Source organism: Pseudomonas sp. 2,4-D, from assembly GCF_030418155.1.
Classification (GTDB): domain Bacteria; phylum Pseudomonadota; class Gammaproteobacteria; order Pseudomonadales; family Pseudomonadaceae; genus Aquipseudomonas; species Aquipseudomonas alloputida.
The window spans coordinates 53,698-78,271 of record NZ_JAUHUI010000025.1; the positions used below are offsets into that span (position 1 = coordinate 53,698).

Below are 24,574 nucleotides of genomic sequence, written 5' to 3' on the forward strand. Positions count from 1 at the left end.
CCTACTTCTTCTTGGCTTCTTTACGACGGACTACTTCGTCCGCGTAACGCACACCTTTACCTTTGTAAGGCTCTGGCGGACGGAAGTCGCGGATTTCAGCGGCCACCTGACCTACCAGCTGCTTGTCGATACCCTTGATCAGGATGTCGGTCTGGCTAGGTGTTTCAGCGGTGATACCGGCTGGCAGTTCGTAGTCCACTGGGTGAGAGAAGCCCAGGGCCAGGTTCAGGACGGTGCCTTTAGCCTGTGCCTTGTAACCAACACCGACCAGCTGGAGCTTGCGCTCGAAGCCTTGGCTTACGCCTTGGACCATGTTGTTGACCAGAGCGCGGGTGGTACCGGCCATGGCACGAGCTTGCTGGTCACCATTGCGAGCGACGAAACGCAGCTCACCAGACTCTTCGGTAACTTCAACAGACGAGTGAACGTTCAGTTCGAGAGTACCTTTGGCACCCTTCACCGAAAGCTGCTGGCCGGCGAATTTGACTTCGACACCGGATGGCAGCTTAACGGGGTTCTTAGCGACGCGAGACATGTCTATCCCCCCTTAGAACACTGTGCACAGAACTTCGCCGCCGACACCGGCAGCGCGCGCAGCGCGATCAGTCATCACACCTTTGTTGGTGGAGACGATAGACACGCCCAGACCGCCACGTACTTTCGGCAGATCGGTGACGGCCTTGTACTGGCGCAGGCCTGGACGGCTGGAGCGCTTCAGTTCCTCGATGACCGGACGGCCTTCGAAGTACTTCAGTTCGATCGACAGGGAAGGCTTGGCCTCACCAGTTACCTGGTAGCCAGCGATGTAACCTTCGTCCTTCAGAACTTTGGCAACCGCGACCTTCAGGGTAGAGGAAGGCATGCTTACGACGGACTTTTCAGCCATCTGGGCATTACGGATGCGAGTTAGCATGTCCGCTAACGGGTCCTGCATACTCATGGGCTAGATGCTCCTGATACAAGAATTATTAGCCTTGCGGCTATGACAACCACCCGAACGGTTTGGGCAAAAACCCAGGCTCAGGTGAGCCGGTCATTCTAGACACAAGGCAGAAACGAAACAAGCCCCATATAGGGGCTTGTTTGTTGGCAAGGTCACCGGCGGTCGGAAGATTGCTCCCCCTCCACCCGTGCCTTGCCTGCAGCGATTACCAGGAGGCCTTGACCAGGCCTGGTACGTCACCGCGCATTGCAGCTTGACGCAGCATGTTACGGCCCAGGCCGAACTTACGGTATACACCGTGAGGACGACCGGTCAGGCGGCAACGGTTGCGCAGGCGCGAGGCGCTAGCGTCGCGTGGCTGCTTCTGCAGAGCGACAACGGCAGCGAAACGCTCTTCTGGAGAGGCGTTCAGGTTGACGATGGTCGCTTTCAGCTCAGCACGCTTCTTAGCGAACTTTGCTACCGTGAGCTGACGCTTCAGCTCGCGGTTTTTCATGCTCTTCTTGGCCATTTTCCTACTCCAATCAGTTGCGGAACGGGAACTTGAAAGCACGCAGCAGAGCGCGGCCTTCGTCGTCCGAACGAGCAGTGGTGGTCAGGGTGATGTCCAAACCGCGCAGAGCATCGATCTTGTCGTAGTCGATTTCCGGGAAGATGATCTGCTCTTTCACGCCCATGCTGTAGTTGCCACGACCATCGAAGGACTTGGCATTCAGGCCGCGGAAGTCGCGAACCCGAGGCAGGGAGATCGCCAGCAGGCGGTCCAGGAATTCGTACATCTTGTCGCTACGCAGGGTCACCTTGACGCCGATCGGCCAGCCTTCGCGGACTTTGAAGCCAGCGATGGATTTGCGAGCGAAAGTCACGACCGGCTTTTGACCGGTGATCTTTTCCAGGTCGGCAACAGCGTGCTCGATGACTTTCTTGTCGCCGATCGCTTCGCCCAGACCCATGTTCAGGGTGATCTTGGTAACGCGCGGAACTTCCATCACGTTCGACAGCTTAAGTTCTTCCTTAAGCTTAGGAGCGATTTCGTTCCGGTAAATCTCTTTCAGTCGTGCCATGGTCTTCTACCTAGCAGTGTTCAAGCATCAACCGCTTTTTGGGTCGACTTGAAGACACGAATTTTTTTACCGTCTTCTACTTTGAAACCAACGCGGTCAGCCTTGTTGGTTTCACCGTTGAAGATGGCAACGTTGGAAGCGTGCAGAGGCGCTTCTTTCTCGACGATACCGCCCTGTACGCCCGCCATCGGGTTAGGCTTGGTATGACGCTTGACCAGGTTCACGCCACCGATAACCAGACGGTCATCAGCCAGAACCTTCAGCACCTTACCGCGCTTACCTTTGTCTTTGCCGGCGATCACGATGATCTCGTCGTCACGACGAATCTTTTGCATGTCGGATCTCCTTACAGCACTTCAGGGGCGAGCGAGACGATCTTCATGAACTTCTCAGTACGAAGTTCACGGGTCACTGGCCCGAAGATGCGAGTGCCGATCGGCTCTTGCTTGTTGTTCAGCAGAACAGCAGCGTTGCCGTCGAAACGAATGATGGAACCGTCAGCGCGACGAACACCGTGACGGGTACGTACGACGACAGCGGTCATCACTTGGCCTTTTTTGACCTTACCGCGCGGAATTGCTTCCTTGACGGTTACTTTGATGATGTCACCGATACCGGCGTAACGGCGGTGCGAACCGCCGAGTACCTTGATGCACATGACGCGACGAGCGCCGCTGTTATCGGCCACATCGAGCATGGATTGAGTCTGAATCATAAAATTTCTCCGACCCTTAGCCCTTAGACTTCAACAGCGCGTTCGAGGACTTCAACCAGTGCCCAGGACTTGGTCTTGGCCAGCGGACGGGTTTCACGGATGGAAACCTTGTCGCCGATCTTGCACTGGTTGGCTTCGTCGTGCGCGTGCAGCTTAGTCGAACGCTTAACGTATTTACCGTAGATCGGGTGCTTTACGCGACGCTCGATCAGAACGGTGATGGTCTTGTCCATTTTGTCGCTGACGACACGGCCAGTCAGCGTACGGACGGTTTTTTCAGCTTCAGCCATGATCACTTACCTGCCTGCTGGTTGAGCACAGTTTTCACGCGAGCGATGTCACGCTTAACTTGCGAGAGCAGGTGCGACTGCCCCAACTGGCCAGTTGCTTTCTGCATACGCAGATTGAACTGGTCGCGCAGCAAGCCGAGCAGTTGCTCGTTCAGTTGCTGTGCCGATTTTTCACGAAGTTCATTCGCTTTCATCACATCACCGTCCGCTTAACAAAGGAGGTGGCGAGAGGCAGCTTTGCAGCAGCCAGGGCGAAAGCTTCGCGCGCCAGCTCTTCAGAAACACCCTCGATCTCGTACAGGACTTTGCCTGGCTGAATCTGGGCAACCCAGTATTCCACGGAGCCCTTACCTTTACCCATACGAACCTCAAGAGGTTTTTTGGAGATCGGCTTGTCCGGGAACACACGGATCCAGATCTTACCGCCACGCTTAACGTGACGGGTCAGCGCACGACGTGCGGACTCGATCTGGCGAGCGGTGAGGCGACCGCGAGCAACAGCTTTCAGGGCGAATTCGCCGAAGCTGACTTTGCTACCGCGCAGTGCCAGACCACGGTTGTGGCCAGTCATCTGCTTGCGGAATTTTGTACGCTTTGGTTGCAACATTTGGCGTACCCCTTACTTAGCAGCTTTTTTACGAGGCGCTGGTGCTTGTGGTTTCAGTTCTTCTTGGCGACCACCAATAACTTCGCCTTTGAAGATCCAAACCTTCACACCGATCACACCGTAAGTGGTGTGAGCTTCGTAGGTGTTGTAGTCGATATCGGCACGCAGGGTGTGCAGAGGCACACGACCTTCGCGATACCACTCGGTACGAGCAATCTCAGCACCGCCGAGACGACCGCTCACCTGGATCTTGATGCCCTTGGCACCAATACGCATGGCGTTCTGTACCGCGCGCTTCATGGCGCGACGGAACATTACACGGCGTTCCAGCTGCTGAGCTACGCTCTGCGCAACCAGCATAGCGTCGAGTTCCGGCTTGCGGATCTCTTCGATGTTGATGTGCACAGGCACACCCATCTGCTTGGTCAGGTCCTGACGCAGCTTCTCGACATCTTCACCTTTCTTACCGATAACGATACCGGGACGAGCGGTGTGGATGGTGATGCGTGCAGTTTGAGCCGGACGATGAATATCGATACGGCTTACGGACGCGCTTTTTAGTTTGTCTTGGAGGTACTCACGCGTTTTCAGATCCTTCAACAGGTAATCTGCGTAAGTAGCACCGTCTGCGTACCAGACGGAGGTGTGCTCCTTGACGATTCCCAGGCGAATGCCAGTGGGATGTACTTTCTGACCCATCTGATCGACTCCGTTACTTGTCCGCAACCTTGACAGTGATATGGCAAGACCGCTTGACGATGCGATCAGCACGGCCTTTGGCACGTGGCATGATGCGCTTCAGCGAACGCCCTTCGTTGACGAAGACGGTGGAGACCTTCAGGTCATCAACGTCTGCGCCTTCGTTGTGTTCGGCGTTGGCTACGGCCGACTCGAGGACTTTCTTCATGATTTCAGCGGCTTTTTTGCTGCTGAAGGCCAACAGGTTGAGCGCTTCGCCCACCTTCTTCCCGCGGATCTGGTCGGCGACCAAGCGGGCTTTCTGGGCGGAGATGCGAGCGCCCGACAACTTAGCGGCTACTTCCATTTCCTTACCCCTTAACGCTTGGCTTTCTTGTCAGCCACGTGCCCGCGATAGGTGCGGGTACCGGCGAACTCGCCCAGTTTGTGGCCGACCATGTCTTCGTTCACGAGAACTGGAACATGCTGGCGACCGTTGTGAACCGCGATGGTCAGACCGACCATTTGTGGCAGGATCATCGAACGGCGCGACCAGGTTTTAACTGGCTTGCGATCGTTCTTCTCCACCGCCACTTCGACCTTCTTCAACAGGTGAAGATCGATAAAAGGACCTTTTTTCAGAGAACGTGGCACTGTCGTATCCCTCTAGTTACTTGCGACGACGGACGATCATGTTGTCGGTACGCTTATTACCACGGGTTTTAGCACCCTTGGTTGGGAAGCCCCATGGCGATACCGGATGACGACCACCGGAGGTACGACCTTCACCACCACCGTGTGGGTGGTCAACCGGGTTCATGGCAACACCACGAACGGTTGGGCGAACGCCGCGCCAGCGTTTGGCACCAGCTTTACCCAGCGAACGCAGGCTGTGCTCGGAGTTCGAGACTTCGCCCAGGGTCGCACGGCACTCAGCCAGGACTTTACGCATTTCACCAGAGCGCAGACGCAGGGTCACGTAGACACCTTCGCGAGCGATCAGCTGAGCCGAAGCACCAGCGGAACGAGCGATCTGAGCACCTTTACCCGGCTTCAGTTCGATGCCGTGAATGGTGCTACCTACTGGAATGTTGCGCAGCTGCAGGGAGTTACCGGCCTTGATTGGGGCCAGGGCACCTGCGATCAGCTGGTCGCCAGCGCTCACGCCTTTAGGCGCGATGATGTAGCGACGCTCACCGTCTGCGTAGCACAGCAGGGCGATGTGAGCAGTACGGTTTGGATCGTATTCGATACGCTCGACAGTGGCTGGAATGCCATCTTTGTCGTTGCGACGGAAGTCGACCAGACGGTAATGCTGCTTGTGACCACCACCAACGTGACGAGTGGTAATGCGGCCATTGTTGTTACGACCACCAGACTTCGATTTTTTCTCGATCAGCGGTGCGTGAGGAGCGCCTTTGTGCAGCTCCTTGTTGACCACCTTGACCACGAAACGGCGGCCAGGGGAAGTCGGTTTGCATTTAACGATTGCCATGATGCACCCCTTCCTTACTCAGCACTGCTGCTGAAATCGAGATCTTGGCCTGGCTGAAGGGAGACGATCGCCTTCTTCCAGTCATTACGCTTGCCCAGACCACGTGCGGTACGCTTGGTTTTACCCAGAACGTTAACAGTCGACACGTTTTCAACTTTTACGTTGAACAGGCCTTCGACAGCTTTCTTGATTTCCAGCTTGGTTGCATCAGTAGCAACCTTGAATACGAACTGGCCTTTTTTCTCAGCCAGAACGGTAGCCTTCTCGGAAACGTGCGGGCCAAGGAGGACTTTGAATACGCGTTCCTGGTTCATCCCAGCAGCTCCTCGAATTTCTTCACGGCCGAGACAGTGATCAACACTTTCTCGTATGCGATCAGACTGACCGGGTCGGAACCTTGTACGTCACGTACGTCGACGTGCGGCAGGTTACGAGCAGCCAGGTACAGGTTCTGATCAACAGCGTCGGAAACGATCAGTACATCGCTCAGACCCATGCCGTTCAGCTTGTTCAGCAGATCTTTGGTTTTCGGTGCTTCAACAGCGAAGTCCTGAACCACGACCAGACGGTCGCTACGCACCAGCTCAGCGAGGATGGAGCGCAGAGCTGCGCGATACATCTTCTTGTTGAGCTTTTGCGAGTGATCTTGAGGGCGAGCTGCGAAGGTTACACCACCGCCACGCCAGATCGGACCACGAGTGGTACCAGCACGAGCACGGCCAGTACCCTTCTGACGCCATGGGCGCTTACCGCCACCAGCCACGTCGGAACGGGTCTTCTGCTGCTTGGTGCCCTGACGGCCGCCGGCCATGTAGGCCACGACTGCTTGGTGAACCAGCGTCTCGTTGAATTCGCCACCGAAAGTCAGTTCGGAAACTTCGATCGCCTGAGCGTCATTTACATTAAGTTGCATGTCAGTTTCCCCTTAACCGCGAGCCTTGACAGCTGGACGTACAACCACGTCGCCGCCAGTAGCGCCAGGTACGGCACCCTTGATCAGCAGCAGGTTGCGTTCAGCGTCTACGCGAACTACTTCCAGGGACTGAACAGTCACGCGCTCGGCGCCCATGTGACCGGACATTTTCTTGCCCTTGAACACACGACCAGGAGTCTGGCACTGGCCGATGGAACCAGGAACACGGTGCGACACGGAGTTACCGTGGGTGTTGTCCTGACCACGGAAGTTCCAGCGCTTGATGGTACCGGCGAAGCCTTTACCTTTGGACTGACCAGTAACGTCAACCAGCTGGCCTGCAGTGAAGAGTTCAGCTTTGATCAGATCGCCAGCCTGGAAATCGCCTTCTTCAAGACGGAACTCCCAAACACCGCGACCAGCGGCAACGTTGGCCTTGGCGAAGTGGCCTGCCTGAGCGGCAGTCACACGCGAAGCACGACGCTCGCCGACAGTGACTTGCACTGCACGGTAGCCATCGGTTTCTTCAGTTTTGAACTGGGTGACGCGATTCGGCTCGATCTCAATGACCGTGACCGGAATGGAGACACCTTCTTCGGTGAAAATGCGGGTCATACCGCACTTGCGACCGATTACACCAATAGTCATGTTGTAAACCTCATGAGTGTACGGGGCTTTCACCCGCTATGGCCGCCCATTTCAGAGCGTTACACGACTAGACCGAAGTCTTAGCCGAGGCTGATCTGTACTTCCACACCTGCCGCCAGATCAAGCTTCATCAGCGCGTCAACGGTTTTATCCGTTGGCTGGACGATGTCCAGAACACGCTTATGAGTGCGAATCTCGTACTGGTCACGCGCGTCTTTGTTGACGTGCGGGGAGACCAGAACGGTGAAACGCTCTTTGCGGGTAGGCAGTGGAATTGGACCACGCACTTGTGCACCAGTACGTTTCGCGGTTTCCACGATTTCCTGGGTGGATTGGTCGATCAGGCGATGGTCGAAAGCCTTCAACCTGATACGGATTTGCTGATTTTGCATTGGATTTCAGACTCCAGGCTGTTCCCAACGGACGCACTACGCCCGCTAAAAGGAGGCGTGATTCTATAGACGCCCCCAATTAGTGTCAACCCAATAAAAAAAACCCCCGCTGAGCGGGGGTTTTTTCAATCGGTCGAGTGATTACTCGATGATTTTGGCCACAACGCCGGCGCCGACGGTACGACCGCCTTCACGGATAGCGAAGCGCAGACCGTCTTCCATTGCGATGGTCTTGATCAGGGTAACAGTCATCTGAATGTTGTCACCTGGCATTACCATTTCAACGCCTTCCGGCAGTTCGCAGTTACCGGTCACGTCAGTGGTACGGAAGTAGAACTGTGGACGGTAGCCTTTGAAGAACGGAGTGTGACGGCCGCCTTCTTCCTTCGACAGGACGTAGACTTCTGCGGTGAACTTGGTGTGCGGCTTGACCGAACCTGGCTTGACCAGAACCTGGCCACGCTCAACGTCGTCACGCTTGGTACCACGCAGCAGAACGCCGCAGTTCTCGCCAGCACGACCTTCGTCCAGCAGCTTGCGGAACATCTCAACACCGGTGCAGGTGGTGGTGGTGGTGTCACGCAGACCAACGATTTCCAGCGGATCCTGAACGCGGACGATACCACGCTCGATACGACCGGTAACAACGGTACCACGACCCGAGATCGAGAACACGTCTTCGATTGGCATCAGGAACGGCTGGTCGATGGCACGAACTGGCTCAGGGATGTAGGCATCCAGAGTTTCTACCAGCTTCTTGACAGCGGTAGTGCCCATTTCGTTGTCGTCTTTGCCTTCCAGGGCCATACGAGCGGAACCGATGATGATCGGAGTGTCGTCGCCTGGGAAGTCGTAGGTGGACAGCAGGTCGCGAACTTCCATCTCGACCAGTTCCAGCAGCTCAGCGTCGTCTACCAGGTCAGCCTTGTTCAGGAAGACCACGATGTACGGAACGCCTACCTGACGGGACAGCAGGATGTGCTCACGGGTTTGTGGCATCGGACCATCGGCGGCCGAGCAAACCAGGATCGCGCCGTCCATCTGGGCAGCACCGGTGATCATGTTCTTCACGTAGTCAGCGTGACCTGGGCAGTCAACGTGAGCGTAGTGACGAATGTTCGAGTTGTACTCGACGTGAGCGGTGTTGATGGTGATACCGCGCGCTTTTTCTTCCGGAGCCGAGTCGATCTTGTCGAACTCAACGACTGCCGAACCGAAAACTTCGGAGCAGACGCGAGTCAGAGCTGCGGTCAGAGTGGTCTTACCGTGGTCAACGTGGCCGATGGTGCCGACGTTAACGTGGGGAAGGGAACGATCAAATTTTTCTTTAGCCACGACAGTGAACCTCTTGCCTAAAGGGGATTAGCCTTGTTTTTTAACGAGTGCTTCGACGATGTTCGACGGAGCTTCGGCGTATTTGGAGAATTCCATGGAGTAGCTTGCGCGACCCTGAGACATGGAACGAACGTCGGTTGCGTAACCGAACATCTCTCCGAGCGGTACTTCAGCACGGACGACGCGGCCAGAGACCGACTCATCCATACCCTGGACCAGACCACGACGACGGTTCAGGTCACCCATCACGTCACCCAGGTAGTCTTCCGGGGTTACAACTTCGACTTTCATGATCGGCTCGAGAACCACGCCACCGCCCTTCTGGGCCAGTTGCTTGGTCGCCATCGAAGCAGCGATCTTGAACGCCATTTCGTTGGAGTCGACGTCGTGGTACGAACCGTCGAATACCGCGGCCTTCAGGCCGATCAGAGGATAACCGGCAACAACGCCGTTTTTCATCTGCTCTTCGATACCCTTCTGGATCGCAGGGATGTATTCCTTAGGAATCACACCACCAACGACTTCGTTGGAGAACACCAGACCTTCTGTGATGTTGCCCTTGTCGTCCACGTCCGGCTCGGAGAAGCGAACCCAGCAGTGACCGAACTGACCACGACCACCCGACTGACGAACGAACTTGCCTTCGATCTCGACGTTGGATTTGGTGATCTTCTCGCGGTACGAAACCTGCGGCTTGCCGATGTTGGCTTCGACGTTGAATTCGCGCTTCATGCGGTCAACGAGGATGTCCAGGTGCAGCTCACCCATACCGGAGATGATGGTCTGACCGGTTTCTTCATCGGTCTTGACGCGGAACGATGGGTCTTCCTGAGCCAACTTGCCCAGTGCGATACCCATCTTCTCCTGGTCCTGCTTGGTTTTCGGCTCTACAGAGAGCGAAATCACAGGCTCAGGGAAGTCCATACGCTCGAGGATGATCGGCTTGTCGGCGTTGCACAGGGTATCACCAGTAGTGACGTCCTTCATGCCGATCAGAGCAGCGATGTCGCCTGCACGTACTTCTTTGATCTCTTCACGCTGGTTGGCGTGCATCTGGACCATACGACCAACGCGCTCTTTCTTGCCTTTGACCGAGTTGATGACAGAGTCACCGGAGGTCAGGAAGCCCGAGTAAACGCGAACGAAGGTCAGAGTACCAACGAACGGGTCGGTGGCAATCTTGAAGGCCAGGGCCGAGAACGGCTCGTCGTCGTCAGCATGACGCTCGTCGAACTGCTCTGGCTTGACTTCGTCCTTAGGCACGTCGATCAGGTCAGGGTGGATGCCCTTGATCGCAGGGATCTCGGTCGGAGCTGGCAGGAAGTCGATAACGGCGTCGAGAACCAGGGGAACACCCTTGTTCTTGAACGACGAACCGCAGACAGCCGGAACGATCTCGCTGGCCAGGGTGCGCGCGCGCAGGCCTGCCTTGATCTCTTCGACGGACAGCTCACCTTCTTCAAGGTACTTGTTCATCAGCTCTTCGGTGGCTTCGGCGGCGGCTTCAACCATGTTGTTGCGCCATTCGTTAGCCAGCTCGACCATATCCGCAGGAATTTCTTCCTCGCGGTAGGTAGTACCCTTGTCGTCGTCGTTCCAGTAGATAGCCTTCATCTTGATCAGGTCAACCTGACCCTGGAAGTTATCTTCCGAACCGATGGCCAGCTGAACAGGAACCGGAGTGTGACCCAGACGGTTCTTGATCTGACCTACGACGCGCAGGAAGTTTGCACCAGCACGGTCCATCTTGTTCACGTAAACAACACGCGGAACGCCGTACTTGTTGGCCTGACGCCATACGGTTTCGGACTGCGGCTCAACGCCGGAGGTGCCGCAGAATACAACGACCGCGCCGTCGAGTACACGCAGCGAACGCTCTACTTCAATGGTGAAGTCAACGTGGCCAGGGGTATCGATAACGTTTACGCGGTAGTTGTCATACTGACCACGGGAACCTTTCCAGAAGGTGGTAACGGCAGCGGAGGTAATGGTGATACCCCGCTCCTGCTCCTGCACCATCCAGTCGGTGGTCGCGGCGCCGTCATGCACCTCGCCCATTTTGTGGCTCAGACCTGTGTAGAACAGGATCCGCTCGGTAGTGGTGGTCTTGCCCGCGTCAACGTGGGCACAGATACCAATGTTACGGTAGCGGTTAATTGCTGTAGTACGAGCCATAAAGCCCTCGCAAAAAGATTGATGCTTGAATTAGAAGCGGTAGTGCGAGAACGCTTTGTTGGCTTCAGCCATACGGTGAACGTCTTCACGCTTCTTGACTGCAGCACCCTTGCCTTCGGCAGCATCCAGCAGTTCGCCGGCCAGACGCAGAGCCATCGACTTCTCGCCGCGCTTGCGGGCGTAGTCTACGAGCCAGCGCATTGCCAGAGCGTTACGACGGGATGGACGAACTTCAACCGGGACCTGGTAAGTGGCACCGCCGACACGACGGGACTTTACTTCGACCAGCGGAGCGATGGCGTCGAGAGCTTTCTCGAAGATTTCCAGGGGGTCGCTGTTCTTGCGTGCTTTGACGGTATCCAGGGCACCGTAAACGATGCGCTCGGCTACGGCCTTCTTGCCGCTTTCCATCACGTGGTTCATGAACTTCGCGAGAATCTGGGATCCGTACTTCGGATCGTCAAGGATCTCACGTTTTGCTGCTACACGACGTCTTGGCATGATAAGCCCTCAAACGGTCTTCAGGTTAGCCCGGGACCAGGTCATTCGACCCACGCCCGACCTTACTCTTATCGACTCAAAAAAATGGATGTCTGCAAACGACCGATTACTTCGGACGCTTGGTACCGTACTTCGAACGACCCTGGTTACGGCCTTTAACGCCCGAAGTATCCAGAGAGCCGCGAACGGTGTGGTAACGAACACCTGGCAAGTCTTTTACACGGCCGCCACGAATCAGGACGACGCTGTGCTCTTGCAGGTTGTGGCCTTCACCACCGATGTACGAGGAAACCTCGAAACCGTTGGTCAGACGCACACGGCATACTTTACGCAGTGCCGAGTTAGGTTTTTTCGGCGTGGTGGTGTACACACGGGTGCACACGCCACGACGCTGCGGGCAGTTCTGCAGCGCAGGAACGTCGGACTTCTCGACCGAACGCTTACGCGGCTGACGTACCAGCTGGTTGATAGTTGCCATCTACTAGCTCCACTGATTGTCTTGCGACTCTATTGTCTTGCAAGAAAGCCAAAAATTGGCGAGACGGAGCCTCACCAAATTTAAGGGTACAAAAGTCTAAAGAGGATCTTGCACCCAGTCAAGACGAGGCCCCGGCCCTCCCCGCCCGATCATCGGCAACATTTCATGTCGCCGATGATCGCCCGAGGCTTGCCGGGGCCTTGCCCTGTACTTAGTTACCGCTGGAATTCAGCGCTTCGGTCAGTGCAGCTTCCACTTCACTGGCGCTTACACGCAGCGGTTTGTCGGCATCACGGCGACGCTTGCGCTCGCTGTGGTAGGCCAGACCAGTACCGGCCGGGATGAGACGACCCACGACCACGTTCTCTTTCAGGCCGCGCAGGTAGTCGCGCTTGCCGGTTACCGCCGCTTCGGTCAGTACGCGGGTTGTTTCCTGGAAGGAAGCCGCGGAGATGAACGACTCGGTGGACAGCGAGGCCTTGGTGATACCCAGCAGCACTCGGGTGAACTTGGAGATGAACTTGTCCTCGCTAGCGAGACGCTCGTTCTCTACCAGCACCTGGGTCAGTTCCATCTGGTCGCCCTTGATGAAGCTGGAATCGCCCGACTCGGAGATCTCAACCTTGCGCAGCATCTGACGCAGAATGGTCTCGATGTGCTTGTCGTTGATCTTCACGCCTTGCAGACGGTAAACGTCCTGGATCTCGTTGACGATGTACTTCGCCAGCGCACTCACACCCAGCAGACGCAGGATGTCATGCGGATCGCTCGGGCCGTCCGAGATAACTTCGCCGCGGTTTACCTGTTCACCTTCGAAGACGTTCAGGTGGCGCCACTTTGGAATCAGCTCTTCGTACGGATCGCTACCGTCGGTCGGAGTGATCACCAGGCGACGCTTGCCCTTGGTCTCTTTACCGAATGCGATGGTGCCGCTGACTTCAGCCAGAATCGAGGCTTCTTTCGGACGACGCGCTTCGAACAGGTCGGCAACGCGCGGCAGACCACCGGTGATGTCACGGGTCTTCGACGTCTCTTGCGGGATACGCGCGATAACGTCACCAACACCGATCTGAGCACCGTCAGCCACACCGACAAGGGCGTTGGCCGGCAGGAAGTACTGGGCAGGTACGTCAGTACCTGGCAGGTACAGGTCCTTGCCTGCAGCATCGACCATCTTGATTGCCGGACGGATTTCCTTGCCTGCGGCAGGGCGATCCTTGACGTCCAGTACTTCAATGTTGGTCAAGCCGGTCAGTTCGTCGGTCTGACGCTTGATGGTGATGTTTTCTTCCATGCCCACGAAGGTCACGGTACCTTTCAGCTCGGTAACGATCGGGTGGGTGTGCGGGTCCCACTTGGCGACGATGGCGCCAGCTTCGACCTTTTCACCTTCCTTGACCGAAATCACCGCACCGTAAGGCAGCTTGTAGCGCTCACGCTCACGACCGAACTCGTCAGCAATCGCCAACTCACCCGAACGCGATACGGCAACCAGGTTACCGTCGGCACGCTCAACCTGCTTCAGGTTGTGCAGACGCACCATACCGCCATTCTTAACCTGGACGCTGTCGGCAGCCGAGGTACGGCTTGCAGCACCACCGATGTGGAACGTACGCATGGTCAGCTGGGTACCCGGCTCACCGATCGACTGGGCAGCGATAACGCCGACAGCCTCGCCGATGTTCACCTGGTGACCACGAGCCAGATCACGACCGTAGCACTTGGCGCAAATGCCGTAGCGGGTTTCGCAGTTGATCGGCGAACGCACGATCACTTCGTCGATGCTGTTCAGCTCGATGAACTCGACCCACTGCTCGTCGACCAAGGTACCGGCCGGAACGATAACGTCCTCGGTACCTGGCTTGAACACGTCACGGGCGATGACACGACCCAATACACGCTCACCCAGTGGCTCTACAACGTCGCCGCCTTCGATGTGTGGCGTCATCACCAGGCCCTGATCGGTGCCGCAGTCGATCTCGGTTACTACCAGATCCTGGGCAACGTCCACCAGACGACGAGTCAGATAACCGGAGTTAGCGGTTTTCAGTGCGGTATCCGCCAGACCCTTACGAGCACCGTGAGTCGAGATGAAGTACTGAAGTACGCTCAGACCTTCACGGAAGTTCGCAGTGATCGGCGTCTCGATGATGGAGCCGTCCGGCTTGGCCATCAGACCACGCATACCGGCCAGCTGACGGATCTGGGCTGCGGAACCCCGCGCACCCGAGTCAGCCATCATGTACATCGAGTTGAAGGACTCTTGCTCGACTTCCTTGCCTTCGCGGTCGATGACCTTCTCTTTCGAGAGGTTGGCCATCATCGCCTTGGACACTTCGTCGTTCGCCTTCGACCACAAGTCGATGACCTTGTTGTACTTCTCGCCCTGGGTTACCAGGCCGGAGGCGTACTGGCTCTCGATTTCCTTCACTTCGTCGGTAGCGTTACCGATGATGCGGGCTTTCTCGTCCGGGATAACGAAGTCGTTAACACCGATGGAAACGCCGGAAATGGTCGAGTAAGCGAAACCGGTGTACATCAGCTGGTCGGCGAAGATAACGGTCTCTTTCAGACCAACCACGCGGTAGCACTGGTTGATCAGCTTGGAGATCGCCTTTTTCTTCATCGGCTGGTTGACCACGTCATACGGCAGACCTGCCGGCACAACCTGGAACAGCAGCGCACGGCCGACGGTGGTGTCGACGATGCGGGTGTTCTTGACCACCGAGCCATCACGCTCTTTCACGGTTTCGTTGATACGAACCTTGATTTTCGCGTGCAGGGCGGCTTCGCCTGCGCGGAATACGCGGTCGACTTCCTGCAGGTCGGCGAACACGCGACCTTCGCCCTTGGCATTGATGGCTTCCCGGGTCATGTAGTACAGACCCAGTACAACGTCCTGCGACGGAACGATGATTGGCTCACCGTTGGCTGGCGACAGGATGTTGTTGGTCGACATCATCAGCGCACGCGCTTCGAGCTGGGCTTCCAGGGTCAGCGGCACGTGAACGGCCATCTGGTCACCGTCGAAGTCGGCGTTGTATGCAGCACAGACCAGCGGGTGCAGCTGAATAGCCTTACCTTCGATCAGTACGGGTTCAAACGCCTGGATACCCAGACGGTGAAGGGTCGGTGCACGGTTGAGCAGTACGGGGTGTTCGCGAATCACTTCAGCGAGAACGTCCCACACCTCTGGCAGCTCGCGCTCGACCATCTTCTTGGCAGCCTTGATGGTGGTCGCCAGACCACGCATTTCCAGCTTGCCGAAAATGAACGGCTTGAACAGCTCGAGGGCCATCTTCTTCGGCAGACCGCACTGGTGCAGACGCAGGGTCGGACCTACGGTGATTACCGAACGGCCGGAGTAGTCAACACGCTTACCGAGCAAGTTCTGACGGAAGCGACCTTGCTTACCTTTGATCATGTCAGCCAGGGACTTCAGCGGACGCTTGTTCGAGCCAGTGATGGCGCGACCACGACGGCCGTTGTCCAGCAGAGCATCAACCGCTTCCTGCAGCATGCGCTTTTCGTTGCGCACGATGATGTCCGGCGCCGACAGATCCAGCAGGCGCTTCAGACGGTTGTTACGGTTGATCACCCGACGATACAGGTCGTTCAGGTCGGAAGTCGCGAAACGGCCACCATCCAGCGGAACCAGCGGACGCAGGTCCGGCGGCAGCACTGGCAGGACGGTCAGGACCATCCACTCAGGCAGGTTGCCCGAGCCCTGGAAAGCTTCCATCAGCTTCAGACGCTTGGAAAGCTTCTTGATCTTGGTTTCCGAGTTGGTCTGCGGAATTTCTTCGCGCAGGCGGCCGATCTCGTGCTCCAGGTCGATAGCGTGCAGCAGCTCGCGGACAGCCTCGGCACCCATACGGGCATCGAAGTCGTCACCGAACTCTTCCAGCGCTTCGAAGTACTGCTCGTCGTTCAGCAGCTGGCCCTTTTCCAGGGTAGTCATGCCCGGGTCGATAACGACATAGCTCTCGAAGTAGAGCACGCGCTCGATATCACGCAGGGTCATGTCCATCAGCAGGCCGATACGGGACGGCAGCGACTTCAGGAACCAGATGTGGGCAACCGGCGAAGCCAGCTCGATGTGCGCCATGCGCTCACGACGAACCTTCGCCAGGGCAACTTCAACGCCGCACTTCTCGCAGATTACGCCGCGATGCTTGAGGCGCTTGTACTTGCCGCACAGGCACTCGTAGTCCTTGACTGGGCCAAAGATCTTGGCGCAGAACAGGCCGTCACGCTCAGGCTTGAACGTACGGTAGTTGATGGTTTCCGGCTTCTTAACTTCACCGAACGACCACGAACGGATCATTTCAGGCGACGCCAGACCGATGCGGATGGCGTCGAACTCTTCGACTTGACCCTGGTTTTTCAGCAAATTCAGTAGGTCTTTCAAGGCCTTTCCTCCTGGCGGAGCAGGGAGCGGGCATTACCTGCCCCACTCCCCTTCGCGTCACGTGTTATTCGGTTTCCAGATCGATATCGATACCGAGCGAACGGATCTCTTTGATCAACACGTTGAAGGACTCGGGCATGCCCGGCTCCATACGGTGATCGCCATCCACGATGTTCTTGTACATCTTGGTACGGCCGTTCACGTCGTCCGACTTCACTGTGAGCATTTCTTGCAGGGTGTATGCCGCGCCGTATGCTTCCAGCGCCCACACTTCCATCTCCCCGAAACGCTGACCACCGAACTGCGCCTTACCACCCAGCGGCTGCTGGGTAACCAGGCTGTAGGAACCAGTGGAACGCGCGTGCATCTTGTCGTCCACCAAGTGGTTCAGCTTGAGCATGTACATGTAACCAACGGTCACAGGACGCTCGAACTTGTTGCCGGTACGGCCGTCGAACAGCACCATCTGGCCGCTCTCTGGCAGGTCGGCCAGTTTCAGCATGGCCTTGATCTCGCGCTCCTTGGCACCATCGAAGACCGGGGTAGCCATCGGCACGCCTTTCTTCAGGTTGTTAGCCAGGGCCAGGATCTCTTCGTCGGTGAACTCGTCGAGGTTTTCCTGACGACCGCCGATCTCGTTGTAGACCTCGGTCAGGAACACGCGCAGCTCAGCGGCTTTACGCTGCTCTTCGAGCATGCGGTCGATCTTCTCGCCCAGACCCTTGGCCGCGAGGCCCAGGTGGGTTTCAAGGATCTGACCAACGTTCATACGCGAAGGTACACCCAGCGGGTTCAGTACGACGTCAACCGGAGTACCGTTGGCATCGTGCGGCATGTCTTCAACCGGCATGATGACCGAGACAACACCCTTGTTACCGTGACGACCGGCCATCTTGTCACCCGGCTGGATGCGACGGCGGATTGCCAGGTAAACCTTGACGATCTTCAGTACGCCCGGTGCCAGGTCATCGCCCTGCTGCAGCTTGCGCTTCTTGTCTTCGAACTTGTCGTCCAGCAAACGGCGACGGTCGACGATGTACTGCTGAGCCTTTTCCAGCTGCTCGTTCAGTGCATCTTCAGCCATGCGCAGTTTGAACCACTGGCCGTGCTCCAGACCGTCCAGCACCTCGTCAGTGATCACGGTGCCTTTCTTCAGGCCCGCACCACCATCAACCACCTGGCCGTTCAGGGCAGAACGCAGACGCTCGAAGGTTGCACCTTCAACAATGCGGAACTCTTCGTTGAGGTCCTTGCGGATCTCGTCGAGCTGCATCTTCTCGATGGCCAGCGCGCGACTATCGCGCTCTACGCCATCACGGGTGAAGACCTGTACGTCGATGACAGTACCCTTGGTGCCGGTTGGCACACGCAGGGAGGTGTCCTTAACGTCGCTGGCCTTCTCACCGAAGATTGCGCGCAGCAGTTTTTCTTCCGGAGTCAGCTGGGTTTCGCCTTTTGGCGTGACCTTGCCGACCAGGATGTCGCCAGCGCCAACTTCAGCACCTACGTAAACGATACCGGCTTCGTCCAGCTTGTTCAGTGCGGCTTCACCCACGTTCGGGATGTCCGCAGTGATTTCCTCTGGGCCGAGCTTGGTGTCACGCGCCACACAGGTCAGTTCCTGAATGTGGATGGTGGTGAAGCGATCTTCCTGAACAACACGCTCGGACAGGCAGATGGAGTCTTCGAAGTTGAAGCCGTTCCACGCCATGAACGCGATGCGCATGTTCTGACCCAGAGCCAGCTCACCCATGTCGGTGGACGGGCCGTCGGCCATGATGTCACCACGCTGAACCTTGTCACCTTTGCTCACCAGCGGACGCTGGTTGATGCAGGTGTTCTGGTTCGAACGGGTGTACTTGGTCAGGTTGTAGATATCCACACCCGCTTCGCCGGTTTCCACTTCGTCGTCGGCAACGCGAACAACGATACGGCTGGCGTCGACCGAGTCGATCACACCACCGCGGCGAGCAACCACGCAGACACCGGAGTCACGGGCAACGTTGCGCTCCATGCCGGTACCTACCAGCGGCTTGTCGGCACGCAGGGTTGGTACAGCCTGACGCTGCATGTTCGAACCCATCAACGCACGGTTGGCGTCGTCGTGCTCGAGGAACGGAATCAGCGACGCTGCAACGGAAACAACCTGCTTCGGCGAAACGTCCATCAGGGTGACGTCTTCCGGCGCCTTGACGGTGAATTCGTTCAGGTGACGAACTGCTACCAGCTCATCGATCAGTTGCTTCTTGTCGTTCATCGCGGCCGAAGCCTGTGCGATGACGTGATCTGCCTCTTCGATTGCCGACAGGAACACGATGTCGTCGCTGACAACGCCTTCCTTCACCACGCGGTACGGGCTTTCCAGGAAGCCGTACTGGTTGGTGCGGGCGTAGGCCGCCAGGGAGTTGATCAGACCGATGTTCGGACCTTCAGGGGTCTCGATCGGGCACACACGGCCGTAGTGGGTCGGGTGTACGTCACGGACTTCGAAGCCGGCACGCTCACGGGTCAGACCGCCAGGGCCGAGTGCGGAGACACGGCGCTTGTGGGTAATCTCCGAGAGAGGGTTGTTCTGGTCCATGAACTGGGACAGCTGGCTGGAACCGAAGAACTCTTTCACCGCTGCCGCTACCGGCTTGGCGTTGATCAGGTCTTGCGGCATCAGGCCTTCGCTTTCCGCCATCGACAGGCGTTCCTTGACCGCGCGCTCGACACGCACCAGGCCAACACGGAACTGGTTCTCGGCCATCTCGCCGACGCAACGTACGCGACGGTTACCCAGGTGGTCGATGTCGTCGACGATGCCTTTGCCGTTACGGATATCGACCAGGGTCTTCAGAACCTCGACGATGTCTTCCTTGCTCAGCACGCCCGAACCCTCGATCTCGGTACGACCGATACGACGGTTGAACTTCATGCGGCCTACGGCGGACAGATCGTAACGCTCGGCGCTGAAGAACAGGTTGTTGAACAGGGTCTCGGCTGCATCCTTGGTTGGCGGCTCGCCTGGACGCATCATGCGGTAGATCTCGACCAGCGCTTCCAGTTGGTTGCTGGTGGTATCGATCTTCAGTGTGTCAGAGATGAACGGACCGCAATCGATGTCGTTGGTGTACAGGGTCTCGATACGGACAACCTGCGCCTTGGCGACCTTGATCAGCAGCTCGGTGGTCATCTCGGTGTTGCATTCGGCGAGAATTTCGCCGGTAGCCGGATGCACGATAGCCTTGGCGGTAGTGCGGCCCAGGACGTATTCCATTGGAACGTCCAGTTGCTTGACGCCGGCCTTCTCGAGCTGGTTGATGTGGCGCGCGGTAATACGGCGGCCTTGCTCGACGATGACTTTGCCGGTTTCGTCATGGATGTCCATGACTGCAACTTCACCACGCAGACGCTGCGGCACCAGTTCCAGGCTGAGTTTTTCGCCGGAAATGTGGAACACGTTGGTGGTGTAGAAGGTGTTCAGCACTTCTTCAGTGCTGTAACCCAGGGCGCGCAGCAGCACCGAGGCCGGCAGTTTGCGGCGACGGTCGATACGTACGAACACGCAATCCTTCGGGTCGAACTCGAAGTCCAGCCAGGAACCGCGGTAAGGGATGATGCGAGCGGAGTACAGCAGCTTGCCCGAGCTGTGGGTCTTGCCACGGTCGTGGTCGAAGAACACACCAGGCGAACGGTGCAGCTGGGAAACGATCACACGCTCGGTACCGTTGATAACGAAGGTACCGTTCTCAGTCATCAGGGGGATTTCACCCATGTAGACTTCTTGCTCTTTGATGTCCTTGATCGCTTTGTTCGACGATTCCTTGTCGAAGATGATCAGGCGCACCTTGACCCGCAGTGGGACCGCGAAGGTCACGCCACGCAGGACACATTCCTTCACATCGAAGGCGGGTTCGCCCAGGCGATAGCCTACGTACTCCAGGGCAGCATTGCCGGAGTAGCTGATGATCGGGAATACCGATTTGAAGGCCGCGTGCAGGCCGACGTCGCGGAAGTGATCCTTGGATGCTCCCGCTTGCAGGAATTCGCGATACGAATCCAGCTGGATGGCCAGGAGGTAAGGCACATCCATGACGTCCGGCAACTTGCTAAAGTCCTTGCGGATACGTTTTTTCTCAGTGTATGAGTAAGCCATCAGCGTTCCCCAGCTTGGTCACCTGCTTGTTTGGCTTCTCCCGGCGGGAGCAGCCAGAAAATCGTGCAAACCCCTTGGTTTGCGCCACCCACATGGGTGTCTTGCAGCTCGTTATCGGGACCGGCCTGACCGGCCACCAATAACGGAAAAAGGCCGGTGGCATAAGCCACCAGCCATCAGCCTTTCGCTCAACGCTCAGGCTGGCATCGCAAGGTCGAGATTACTTCAGCTCGACTTTAGCGCCTGCTTCTTCCAGCTTCTTCTTAGCGTCTTCAGCGGCTTCTTTCGAAACGCCTTCAGCTACAACCTGAGGAGCGCCATCGACTTTCTCTTTGGCTTCTTTCAGGCCCAGACCGGTCAGTTCGCGAACGGCTTTGATCACGTTCACTTTCTTGTCGCCGGCTTCAACCAGAACAACGTTGAACTCGGTCTGCTCTTCAACAACGGCAGCAGCAGCAGCTGGGCCAGCAGCGGCAACAGCAGCGGTAACGCCGAAGGTTTCTTCCATTGCTTTGATCAGCTCAACAACTTCCAGAACGGTTTTCTGGCCGATTGCTTCGATGATTTGTTCGTTAGTCAGAGACATGACTCAATCCTGTATTGGGGTGACAGCCTACGCAGCCATCAAATTAAACGTATGATTTTGAAAGAGTTCGCACGCCTTAGGCGGCGGTAGCTTCTTTCTGGTCGCGAATGGCTGCCAGAGTACGAGCCAGCTTGCTGGTGGCGCCTTGAATAACGCTCATCAGTCGTGCAATAGCTTCGTCGCGGGTCGGCAGGGTAGCCAACACGTCGATCTGGTTCGCTGCAATGAAATTGCCGTCAAACGCAGCTGCCTTGATCTCGAACTTGTCCTGACCCTTGGCGAACTCTTTGAACAGACGAGCAGCAGCGCCCGGGTGTTCGTTGGAGAAAGCAATCAGGGTCGGGCCTTTGAACGCGTCGTTGAGGATCGAGAATTCGGTGCCTTCAACAGCGCGCTTGAGCAGGGTATTACGCACTACACGTACGTATACGCCAGCTTCGCGGGCCTCTTTACGGAGTCCGGTCATTGCGCTTACAGTCACACCACGGGCATCAGCCACGACAGCGGACAGAGCGACTTTGGCAGCCTCGTTGACTTCAGCGACGATGGCCTTCTTGTCTTCGAGTTTAATTGCCACGGGTTTACTCCTGGTTTTTACCGTTTCATCTGGCCGAAGCCGGATGTCGTTTTGGTGTCTGATTCGGTAACGAATCGGGAGCACCATCTGCGTGGGCTGATGTTTTAAGGCTTGCGCCGCCTACGGTCTTGGATAGCCCCCGCCAGGCAGGGACCCCAATTTTTGCTGGCGGCGCGACTGATCGCACCGCCATGTTCTTACACGTTCAGCGAGCTCTGATCGATGACCAGACCTGGGCCCATGGTGGTGCTCAGGGTAACGCGCTTAACGTAGATGCCTTTCGAGGAAGCTGGCTTGATACGCTTCAGGTCAGCGATCAGGGCTTCAACGTTTTCCTTCAGCTTGTCAGCTTCAAAGCCGATCTTGCCAACGGAGGTGTGGATGATACCGTTTTTGTCGGTACGGTAGCGAACCTGACCAGCCTTGGCGTTTTTCACGGCAGTGGCTACGTCTGGGGTCACGGTACCAACTTTCGGGTTAGGCATCAGGCCGCGAGGACCCAGAACCTGACCCAGCTGACCTACAACGCGCATGGCATCAGGCGATGCGATAACGACGTCATAGTTCAGGTCGCCGCCTTTCATTTCGGCAGCCAGATCGTCCATACCTACGCGATCAGCGCCGGCAGCCAGAGCAGCTTCAGCAGCTGGACCCTGGGTGAAGACAGCGACGCGAACGGTCTTGCCAGTGCCGTGTGGCAGCACGGTAGCGCTACGTACGACCTGGTCGGATTTACGCGGGTCAACACCGAGGTTAACGGCGATGTCGTAGGACTCGACGAACTTGGCAGCAGGCAGCGAGGCCAGCAGAGTTGCCGCTTCTTCGAAGTTGTAGGCCTTGCCTGCTTCGATTTTCTCGGCGATTGCCTTTTGGCGTTTGGTCAGCTTAGCCATTACACACCCTCCACGTTCAGGCCCATGCTGCGGGCAGAGCCAGCGATGGTGCGTACAGCAGCGTCCAGGTCAGCGGCAGTCAGGTCAGCCTGTTTGGCTTTCGCGATGTCTTCCAGCTGAGCACGGGTAACGGTACCGACTTTAACGGTGTTCGGGCGAGCCGAACCACTGGTCAGGCCAGCAGCTTTCTTCAGCAGAACCGAGGCAGGGGTGCTCTTGGTCTCGAAGGTGAAGCTACGGTCGCTGTAGACAGTGATGATCACTGGAGTCGGCAGGCCGGCTTCTTGACCCTGGGTACGGGCGTTGAAGGCCTTGCAGAATTCCATGATGTTCACACCATGTTGACCCAGAGCTGGACCAACGGGTGGGCTTGGGTTGGCCTGGCCGGCCTTAACTTGCAGCTTGATGTAAGCCTGAATCTTCTTAGCCATGAGCTACTCCAAAATCGGGTACGAACGCCTGATGGCTCCCCGGATGACTTGCGTTTTATCCCAGTGACGACAAAACCCCGCAGCACACAGGGCTGCGGGGTATGGGATGCTTCGTCCGCCTAGACCTTTTCGACCTGGCTGAACTCGAGCTCCACCGGAGTAGAGCGACCGAAAATGAGCACCGCAACCTGCAGGCGACTCTTTTCGTAGTTAACTTCTTCGACACTACCATTGAAGTCAGCGAACGGACCATCAATGACTCGAACCACTTCACCTGGCTCGAACAGCGTCTTGGGCTTCGGCTTATCGCTACCGTCGGCAACGCGACGCAGGATGGCCTCAGCTTCTTTATCGGTAATCGGCGCAGGCTTGTCAGCAGTACCGCCAATAAAGCCCATTACGCGAGGGGTGTCCTTGACCAAGTGCCAAGTCCCTTCATTCATCTCCATCTGGACCAGTACATAGCCAGGGAAGAATTTACGCTCACTCTTGCGCTTCTGGCCGTTGCGCATTTCGACGACTTCTTCGGTCGGGACCAAGATCTCGCCGAAACCGTCTTCCATGCCAGCCAGCTTGACGCGCTCAATGAGGGAGCGCATTACATGCTTCTCGTAACCCGAGTAAGCATGCACAACATACCAACGCTTAGCCACGGGACACCTTTAGCCAACGATCAAGGAGACCGCCCAGCCGAGCAGGGAATCGAGCCCCCACAGCAGCAGTGCCATAACCAGCACGACAGCCACGACAATCAGCGTGGTCTGGGTGGTTTCCTGGCGGGTCGGCCACACGACTTTACGAATCTCGGTACGAGCTTCCTTCGCCAGCGCAAAGAACGACTTGCCCTTCGCAGTCTGCAGAGCTACAAAGCCCGCGACAGCAGCAAGGACGAGAAGCACAAGAACGCGATACAGGATTGGAGAGCTGGAGTAATATTGATTACCCACAACACCAACAACCACCAAAGCCACTACAGCCAGCCACTTGAACAGATCAAAACGCGATTCTTGGGCTTCAGTTTTGGGGGTCATCGAGGAGGATCCTGTAAGAAGAAAGCCATCACACCGAGGTGAAATGGCAGGTCAGGAGGGAATCGAACCCCCAACCTACGGTTTTGGAGACCGTCGCTCTGCCAATTGAGCTACTGACCTGTAACGCTGTATCAGGCCGGCCATTATACCGGCCTGATCAAGTAAATCAACTACTTATTCAATAATTTTTGCTACGACGCCGGCGCCGACGGTACGACCGCCTTCACGGATAGCGAAGCGCAGACCGTCTTCCATTGCGATGGTCTTGATCAG

At 57.0% G+C, this 24,574-nt stretch carries 29 protein-coding genes, 1 tRNA gene and 1 pseudogene; all 31 read right to left on the minus strand.

The features are described from left to right. Window position 1: 1 nt before the first annotated feature. Window positions 2-535, minus strand: coding sequence for a 50S ribosomal protein L6 (gene rplF / locus QYE47_RS17740; RefSeq protein WP_003255469.1), 534 nt, complete (start codon window positions 533-535; stop codon window positions 2-4). Between the two features lie 12 nt (window positions 536-547). Then, complete coding sequence (gene rpsH, locus QYE47_RS17745; protein ID WP_003255471.1) at window positions 548-940, minus strand: 30S ribosomal protein S8; 393 nt, start codon at window positions 938-940, stop codon at window positions 548-550. 208 nt (window positions 941-1,148) lie between these two features. After that, window positions 1,149-1,454 (minus strand): 30S ribosomal protein S14, encoded by a 306-nt coding sequence (rpsN, locus tag QYE47_RS17750; protein ID WP_003255472.1) that lies wholly within the window; start codon window positions 1,452-1,454, stop codon window positions 1,149-1,151. Between the two features lie 13 nt (window positions 1,455-1,467). Continuing rightward, the gene (gene rplE / locus QYE47_RS17755; RefSeq protein ID WP_003255474.1) at window positions 1,468-2,007 is read right to left on the minus strand and encodes a 50S ribosomal protein L5; all 540 of its coding nucleotides are present in this window, start codon (window positions 2,005-2,007) and stop codon (window positions 1,468-1,470) included. A 20-nt stretch (window positions 2,008-2,027) separates the two neighbouring features. Continuing rightward, window positions 2,028-2,342, minus strand: a complete 315-nt coding sequence (rplX, locus tag QYE47_RS17760; RefSeq protein ID WP_003255476.1) for a 50S ribosomal protein L24 — start codon at window positions 2,340-2,342, stop codon at window positions 2,028-2,030. An 11-nt stretch (window positions 2,343-2,353) separates the two neighbouring features. Further along, window positions 2,354-2,722 (minus strand): 50S ribosomal protein L14, encoded by a 369-nt coding sequence (gene rplN / locus QYE47_RS17765; protein WP_002555479.1) that lies wholly within the window; start codon window positions 2,720-2,722, stop codon window positions 2,354-2,356. A gap of 23 nt (window positions 2,723-2,745) precedes the next feature. After that, window positions 2,746-3,012, minus strand: coding sequence for a 30S ribosomal protein S17 (rpsQ, locus tag QYE47_RS17770; RefSeq protein WP_003255478.1), 267 nt, complete (start codon window positions 3,010-3,012; stop codon window positions 2,746-2,748). A 2-nt stretch (window positions 3,013-3,014) separates the two neighbouring features. Then, window positions 3,015-3,206, minus strand: a complete 192-nt coding sequence (gene rpmC, locus QYE47_RS17775) for a 50S ribosomal protein L29 (protein ID WP_002555481.1) — start codon at window positions 3,204-3,206, stop codon at window positions 3,015-3,017. Then, window positions 3,206-3,619, minus strand: coding sequence for a 50S ribosomal protein L16 (rplP, locus tag QYE47_RS17780; RefSeq protein WP_003255479.1), 414 nt, complete (start codon window positions 3,617-3,619; stop codon window positions 3,206-3,208). Before rplP ends, rpmC begins: the two co-directional genes overlap by 1 nt. 12 nt (window positions 3,620-3,631) lie before the next feature. Continuing rightward, window positions 3,632-4,318 (minus strand): 30S ribosomal protein S3, encoded by a 687-nt coding sequence (rpsC, locus tag QYE47_RS17785; RefSeq protein WP_003255481.1) that lies wholly within the window; start codon window positions 4,316-4,318, stop codon window positions 3,632-3,634. A gap of 13 nt (window positions 4,319-4,331) precedes the next feature. Beyond that, a complete protein-coding gene (gene rplV / locus QYE47_RS17790; protein WP_003103908.1) occupies window positions 4,332-4,664 on the minus strand; it encodes a 50S ribosomal protein L22 in 333 nt (110 codons plus the stop codon). A gap of 11 nt (window positions 4,665-4,675) precedes the next feature. Further along, complete coding sequence (gene rpsS, locus QYE47_RS17795; protein ID WP_003255482.1) at window positions 4,676-4,951, minus strand: 30S ribosomal protein S19; 276 nt, start codon at window positions 4,949-4,951, stop codon at window positions 4,676-4,678. 16 nt (window positions 4,952-4,967) lie between these two features. Beyond that, entirely contained in the window at window positions 4,968-5,792 is an 825-nt protein-coding gene (rplB, locus tag QYE47_RS17800; RefSeq protein WP_003255483.1) for a 50S ribosomal protein L2, read from the minus strand. Between the two features lie 14 nt (window positions 5,793-5,806). Then, window positions 5,807-6,106: a 50S ribosomal protein L23 gene (gene rplW, locus QYE47_RS17805; protein WP_003255484.1), complete on the minus strand. Its 300-nt coding sequence runs from the start codon at window positions 6,104-6,106 to the stop codon at window positions 5,807-5,809. After that, a complete protein-coding gene (rplD, locus tag QYE47_RS17810) occupies window positions 6,103-6,705 on the minus strand; it encodes a 50S ribosomal protein L4 (protein WP_003255485.1) in 603 nt (200 codons plus the stop codon). Before rplD ends, rplW begins: the two co-directional genes overlap by 4 nt. Window positions 6,706-6,717: 12 nt before the next feature. Further along, window positions 6,718-7,353 carry a 50S ribosomal protein L3 gene (rplC, locus tag QYE47_RS17815; protein WP_003255486.1) on the minus strand — a complete coding sequence of 212 codons (636 nt, stop codon included), beginning with the start codon at window positions 7,351-7,353 and terminating at the stop codon, window positions 6,718-6,720. A gap of 80 nt (window positions 7,354-7,433) precedes the next feature. Beyond that, window positions 7,434-7,745 (minus strand): 30S ribosomal protein S10, encoded by a 312-nt coding sequence (gene rpsJ / locus QYE47_RS17820; RefSeq protein WP_003186070.1) that lies wholly within the window; start codon window positions 7,743-7,745, stop codon window positions 7,434-7,436. A 141-nt stretch (window positions 7,746-7,886) separates the two neighbouring features. Further along, complete coding sequence (gene tuf, locus QYE47_RS17825; RefSeq protein ID WP_010951775.1) at window positions 7,887-9,080, minus strand: elongation factor Tu; 1,194 nt, start codon at window positions 9,078-9,080, stop codon at window positions 7,887-7,889. A 27-nt stretch (window positions 9,081-9,107) separates the two neighbouring features. Continuing rightward, window positions 9,108-11,255 carry an elongation factor G gene (fusA, locus tag QYE47_RS17830; RefSeq protein WP_003255490.1) on the minus strand — a complete coding sequence of 716 codons (2,148 nt, stop codon included), beginning with the start codon at window positions 11,253-11,255 and terminating at the stop codon, window positions 9,108-9,110. Window positions 11,256-11,285: 30 nt separating this feature from the next. Continuing rightward, window positions 11,286-11,756 carry a 30S ribosomal protein S7 gene (gene rpsG / locus QYE47_RS17835; RefSeq protein WP_003246741.1) on the minus strand — a complete coding sequence of 157 codons (471 nt, stop codon included), beginning with the start codon at window positions 11,754-11,756 and terminating at the stop codon, window positions 11,286-11,288. A 106-nt stretch (window positions 11,757-11,862) separates the two neighbouring features. After that, window positions 11,863-12,234 carry a 30S ribosomal protein S12 gene (gene rpsL, locus QYE47_RS17840; RefSeq protein WP_003255492.1) on the minus strand — a complete coding sequence of 124 codons (372 nt, stop codon included), beginning with the start codon at window positions 12,232-12,234 and terminating at the stop codon, window positions 11,863-11,865. Window positions 12,235-12,445: 211 nt separating this feature from the next. After that, window positions 12,446-16,645, minus strand: coding sequence for a DNA-directed RNA polymerase subunit beta' (gene rpoC / locus QYE47_RS17845; RefSeq protein WP_014589475.1), 4,200 nt, complete (start codon window positions 16,643-16,645; stop codon window positions 12,446-12,448). Between the two features lie 64 nt (window positions 16,646-16,709). Beyond that, on the minus strand, window positions 16,710-20,783 hold the full coding sequence (gene rpoB, locus QYE47_RS17850) for a DNA-directed RNA polymerase subunit beta (protein WP_003255495.1): 4,074 nt from the start codon (window positions 20,781-20,783) through the stop codon (window positions 16,710-16,712). A 220-nt stretch (window positions 20,784-21,003) separates the two neighbouring features. Next, complete coding sequence (rplL, locus tag QYE47_RS17855) at window positions 21,004-21,369, minus strand: 50S ribosomal protein L7/L12 (protein WP_003255496.1); 366 nt, start codon at window positions 21,367-21,369, stop codon at window positions 21,004-21,006. 76 nt (window positions 21,370-21,445) lie between these two features. Next, window positions 21,446-21,946, minus strand: a complete 501-nt coding sequence (gene rplJ / locus QYE47_RS17860; protein WP_003255497.1) for a 50S ribosomal protein L10 — start codon at window positions 21,944-21,946, stop codon at window positions 21,446-21,448. A 197-nt stretch (window positions 21,947-22,143) separates the two neighbouring features. Further along, complete coding sequence (rplA, locus tag QYE47_RS17865; RefSeq protein ID WP_003255499.1) at window positions 22,144-22,839, minus strand: 50S ribosomal protein L1; 696 nt, start codon at window positions 22,837-22,839, stop codon at window positions 22,144-22,146. Continuing rightward, complete coding sequence (gene rplK / locus QYE47_RS17870; RefSeq protein WP_003255500.1) at window positions 22,839-23,270, minus strand: 50S ribosomal protein L11; 432 nt, start codon at window positions 23,268-23,270, stop codon at window positions 22,839-22,841. Before rplK ends, rplA begins: the two co-directional genes overlap by 1 nt. Window positions 23,271-23,389: 119 nt before the next feature. Then, window positions 23,390-23,923: a transcription termination/antitermination protein NusG gene (gene nusG, locus QYE47_RS17875; protein ID WP_003255501.1), complete on the minus strand. Its 534-nt coding sequence runs from the start codon at window positions 23,921-23,923 to the stop codon at window positions 23,390-23,392. Window positions 23,924-23,932: 9 nt separating this feature from the next. After that, complete coding sequence (secE, locus tag QYE47_RS17880) at window positions 23,933-24,301, minus strand: preprotein translocase subunit SecE (RefSeq protein ID WP_014589473.1); 369 nt, start codon at window positions 24,299-24,301, stop codon at window positions 23,933-23,935. Between the two features lie 44 nt (window positions 24,302-24,345). Further along, window positions 24,346-24,421: transfer RNA gene (locus QYE47_RS17885), tRNA-Trp, on the minus strand. A 54-nt stretch (window positions 24,422-24,475) separates the two neighbouring features. Further along, window positions 24,476-24,574 (minus strand): annotated as a pseudogene (locus tag QYE47_RS17890) (elongation factor Tu); the annotation flags it as partial.

What these genes read in the sequence shown, in the direction of transcription:
- rplF (WP_003255469.1), bottom strand. Translation starts at nt 535, where the DNA reads ATGTCTCGCGTCGCTAAGAACCCCGTTAAGCTGCCATCCGGTGTCGAA.
- rpsH (WP_003255471.1), bottom strand. Translation starts at nt 940, where the DNA reads ATGAGTATGCAGGACCCGTTAGCGGACATGCTAACTCGCATCCGTAAT.
- rpsN (WP_003255472.1), bottom strand. Translation starts at nt 1,454, where the DNA reads ATGGCCAAGAAGAGCATGAAAAACCGCGAGCTGAAGCGTCAGCTCACG.
- rplE (WP_003255474.1), bottom strand. Translation starts at nt 2,007, where the DNA reads ATGGCACGACTGAAAGAGATTTACCGGAACGAAATCGCTCCTAAGCTT.
- rplX (WP_003255476.1), bottom strand. Translation starts at nt 2,342, where the DNA reads ATGCAAAAGATTCGTCGTGACGACGAGATCATCGTGATCGCCGGCAAA.
- rplN (WP_002555479.1), bottom strand. Translation starts at nt 2,722, where the DNA reads ATGATTCAGACTCAATCCATGCTCGATGTGGCCGATAACAGCGGCGCT.
- rpsQ (WP_003255478.1), bottom strand. Translation starts at nt 3,012, where the DNA reads ATGGCTGAAGCTGAAAAAACCGTCCGTACGCTGACTGGCCGTGTCGTC.
- rpmC (WP_002555481.1), bottom strand. Translation starts at nt 3,206, where the DNA reads ATGAAAGCGAATGAACTTCGTGAAAAATCGGCACAGCAACTGAACGAG.
- rplP (WP_003255479.1), bottom strand. Translation starts at nt 3,619, where the DNA reads ATGTTGCAACCAAAGCGTACAAAATTCCGCAAGCAGATGACTGGCCAC.
- rpsC (WP_003255481.1), bottom strand. Translation starts at nt 4,318, where the DNA reads ATGGGTCAGAAAGTACATCCCACTGGCATTCGCCTGGGAATCGTCAAG.
- rplV (WP_003103908.1), bottom strand. Translation starts at nt 4,664, where the DNA reads ATGGAAGTAGCCGCTAAGTTGTCGGGCGCTCGCATCTCCGCCCAGAAA.
- rplB (WP_003255483.1), bottom strand. Translation starts at nt 5,792, where the DNA reads ATGGCAATCGTTAAATGCAAACCGACTTCCCCTGGCCGCCGTTTCGTG.
- rplW (WP_003255484.1), bottom strand. Translation starts at nt 6,106, where the DNA reads ATGAACCAGGAACGCGTATTCAAAGTCCTCCTTGGCCCGCACGTTTCC.
- rplD (WP_003255485.1), bottom strand. Translation starts at nt 6,705, where the DNA reads ATGCAACTTAATGTAAATGACGCTCAGGCGATCGAAGTTTCCGAACTG.
- rplC (WP_003255486.1), bottom strand. Translation starts at nt 7,353, where the DNA reads ATGACTATTGGTGTAATCGGTCGCAAGTGCGGTATGACCCGCATTTTC.
- rpsJ (WP_003186070.1), bottom strand. Translation starts at nt 7,745, where the DNA reads ATGCAAAATCAGCAAATCCGTATCAGGTTGAAGGCTTTCGACCATCGC.
- fusA (WP_003255490.1), bottom strand. Translation starts at nt 11,255, where the DNA reads ATGGCTCGTACTACAGCAATTAACCGCTACCGTAACATTGGTATCTGT.
- rpsG (WP_003246741.1), bottom strand. Translation starts at nt 11,756, where the DNA reads ATGCCAAGACGTCGTGTAGCAGCAAAACGTGAGATCCTTGACGATCCG.
- rpsL (WP_003255492.1), bottom strand. Translation starts at nt 12,234, where the DNA reads ATGGCAACTATCAACCAGCTGGTACGTCAGCCGCGTAAGCGTTCGGTC.
- rpoB (WP_003255495.1), bottom strand. Translation starts at nt 20,783, where the DNA reads ATGGCTTACTCATACACTGAGAAAAAACGTATCCGCAAGGACTTTAGC.
- rplL (WP_003255496.1), bottom strand. Translation starts at nt 21,369, where the DNA reads ATGTCTCTGACTAACGAACAAATCATCGAAGCAATCGGCCAGAAAACC.
- rplA (WP_003255499.1), bottom strand. Translation starts at nt 22,839, where the DNA reads ATGGCTAAGCTGACCAAACGCCAAAAGGCAATCGCCGAGAAAATCGAA.
- rplK (WP_003255500.1), bottom strand. Translation starts at nt 23,270, where the DNA reads ATGGCTAAGAAGATTCAGGCTTACATCAAGCTGCAAGTTAAGGCCGGC.
- secE (WP_014589473.1), bottom strand. Translation starts at nt 24,301, where the DNA reads ATGACCCCCAAAACTGAAGCCCAAGAATCGCGTTTTGATCTGTTCAAG.